At 44.8% G+C, this 2,971-nt stretch carries 3 protein-coding genes; 1 reads left to right on the top strand and 2 read right to left on the bottom strand.

What is annotated here, in order from left to right; translation table 11 throughout:
• Positions 1-1,199: hypothetical protein (locus JXL83_05605; protein MBN2363587.1), on the bottom strand; the 1,199-nt coding region annotated here is incomplete at its 3' end.
• A 74-nt stretch (positions 1,200-1,273) separates the two neighbouring features.
• The gene (locus tag JXL83_05600; protein ID MBN2363586.1) at positions 1,274-1,750 is read right to left on the bottom strand and encodes a hypothetical protein; all 477 of its coding nucleotides are present in this window, start codon (positions 1,748-1,750) and stop codon (positions 1,274-1,276) included.
• 178 nt (positions 1,751-1,928) lie between these two features.
• Between JXL83_05600 and JXL83_05595 the strand changes: the two genes are divergently transcribed.
• Positions 1,929-2,971, top strand: a 1,043-nt coding sequence (locus tag JXL83_05595; GenBank protein MBN2363585.1) for an efflux RND transporter periplasmic adaptor subunit, incomplete at its 3' end; no start/stop codon positions are given.

The following is a 2,971-nucleotide window of genomic DNA, read 5'->3' as shown; positions in this document are numbered from 1 at the left end:
TCACCGATGTAGACTATGTCCGGATTAGTCGGGCTAATCCATGTCTGACCGAAATACCAGCCGAAGCTTGAGAAAGATGAGAGACCGGGGCTGACCAGCCGCGATTCCCAAGAAGTTCCTCCATTCGTCGTGCGCCAAATCCCAAGAAAATCCCCGGGATGGTTTACGTAGCTGGCATATACAATGTCTGGATTTGAAGGAGCCAAAGCGAGGCCAATTCTGCCGTTTGTCGGAGAATCCGCAGGAAGTCCGTTGGTCAATTTTGTCCACGTCTCCCCTCCGTCTGTTGATTTCCAGATACCAGTTCCCATGCCGCCGACGTTTCTGTAATCCGGTTTTCTTATTCTCTGCCACATGGCGGCGTATAAAATATTTGGATTCTGTGGATTTATAACGACGTCTATACAGCCTGTAGTGTCATTGACATATAGCTTCCTCTCCCAGGTAGAACCGCCGTCAGTGCTTCTGTAAAGGCCCCTTTCGGAATTAACTCCGAAAAGTGAACCCATCACCGCGACATAGATTCTGTTCGAATCTACCGGGCTGACTCTAATCCTGCCAATGTGCCTGGAGTGTTCCAGACCGAGAAACTGCCACGTAGCGCCTCCGTCTGTGCTCATGTACAAACCTGTTCCTTCGTAAGAGTCTCCGCTCGAGTTGGCCTCGCCGGTTCCGAAATAGACCTTTTGGGAATTTTGCGGATCTAGTTCCAGAGCGCCAACTGAAAGATTCGGCACGTCCTGGGAGACGAAATCCCAGGTGTAACCGCAGTCAGTTGACTTCAATATGCCGCCGAGCGCCGCTCCGGCGTATATAAGGTTTGTGTCTGTCGGGTGGACCAATACATCGGTTATTCTTCCGCCTACGTTAGTCGGCCCGGCCTGCGTGACCGTGAAATAGTCGGCATTGGAAGTGGCTCTTCTCAAATCCATGGCTCGGTTTAAAGCATTCATATAGCCATCAAAAGGTATCTCTTCATAAGGATACGCCCTTGAAAGAGTGAACCATTCCGTGGGTTTTTTACTGGTGTCGCCCCCCCTCATTTTTTTCTTGTATTCAGCGAATCTCTCCGGGGTGCTCTCAGTCAGTTCAAATTCAGTCCGCTTGCCGTCAAAAACATATTTTTTCAGGTAAATGGTCCCGAAAACAGCCGCCATTGCAATCAGCAGGGCGGCAAGAATTTTGTGATGGTTTTTCATTAGCTCCTCTTTTTTGAGTGGGGACATATTTTATCAGAAACAAAGCCGGATTCAAACACACAAAATTTCCCGGATTAAGCCCCTGTCTCAAGATAAATATTCTTGGAATTTTTTGGATCTACGTAGACCTTCAGTTTTCTACCAGTCTCAAGTTTATAAATCTCCGTCTCGCTCATGACAATTTTATGTTTTAGAGTGTAAGGCGGCCTATCGTAAGTGTTTATTCTAAGCGTCAGGATTACTTGAGGACAATTGTTGACAACTGTACCCGTCTTGCGAATTTCTATTATCTCAGCGTCGGCTCTTCTTCCGTTTGCAATAAGATACTGCTTTTTTCTCGTTTTTGAAAAAACCATGAAATAAAGTAAAATAATTGAAAAAACAGACGTCAGCGAAAAGCTTCCGCCCATTATGTATAAAAACAGTTTAAGCTGATGACCGTCATCGGTCTTGGCTTCCGGAGGAGTGAAATAAGCGGCAACGACAAGTCCTAATCCGATCAGCACCGATGGAAGGGAGATCAAGATCGTTCTTTTTAACGATTTTTGCATACGAATTTCCTTTACAATTTTCCTGTATTTTAATATACCGGAATTAAATTTCTATTAAAATAATTTTTTAAAACAACTTTTTGAATTAAACTTTATTCTTTGATATCATGTCTAAGCATTTATAAATATATCACTCATTAAAAATAATACATTATGTCAAATAGCCAAAGGAAGAGTCATGAAAAAGAGATTATTTTTTACTATGATTTTTATCGCCGTTATTATCGTCTTCCTGTTTTTCGCTTTCGGTTTTTTTAAAAGAAAAAACGGAGAAAAAACCGGCTATATTACGGACGTTGTTTCCAGACAAGATCTGATTTCCGAAATAACCTCGACAGGCACACTTGAAGCCGTCGGCACAGTCGAGGTAGGAACGCAGATTTCCGGCGTCATCCAGGAAATTAAAGTGGATTTCAACTCAACTGTCAGGCAAGGCGAGACTCTGGCGGTTCTCGACTCCAGAGGCCTCAGGGCTTCGCTTCTTGAATCTCAGGCGAGTTACGATAAAAGCGCCATACAGCTCGAACAGGCGAAAAGAGAGCTCGAAAGGATAAAACAGCTCTACGATCAGAATCTCATATCTTCCCAGGAATACGACAATCAGATAGATGCCGTCGAAATAGCCCGCACTTCTTTCACCCTCTCTCAGGCTCAGCTGTACAGAACAAAAATAAACTACGACAACGCCGTAATAACTTCCCCGATAAGCGGAATCGTCATTTCAAGAGCCGTAGATGAAGGCCAGACGGTCGCGGCCAGCCTAAACACCCCAACGCTGTTCACTATAGCGAGCGATCTTACAGACATGCAGATAGAAGCCCTGATAGACGAAACCGACATTGGAGTCATTAGGGAAGGTCAAAAAGTAGTTTTCGATGTCGACGCGTATCCCGGTGACACATTTGAGGGAATTGTCAGTCAGATAAGGCTTCAGCCGGAACTTGTTCAAAATGTCGTCAAATACATTGTGATAGTAAAAGTTCACAATCCGGACATGAAACTACTGCCAGGAATGACGGCCAATTTGACAGTGATAACGGACAGCCGCAAGGAAGTGCTGACAGTTATAAACGCAGCATTTTTGTTTTCCCCTCCGCGTGAAATGTTAGACGATTTCGTAAATACTCTGCCCGATTCAATGCGAAGCGCCAACACTCAGGCGAGAGGCCTGAATCCGGGAAATTCTTCCGCCGGGTTTTCGGTGATATGGATAAAAGAGGG

This window comes from candidate division WOR-3 bacterium, assembly GCA_016934535.1.
Classification (GTDB): domain Bacteria; phylum SDB-A; class SDB-A; order SDB-A; family SDB-A; genus JAFGIG01.
This window is presented reverse-complemented; position numbering and strand designations above follow the sequence as displayed.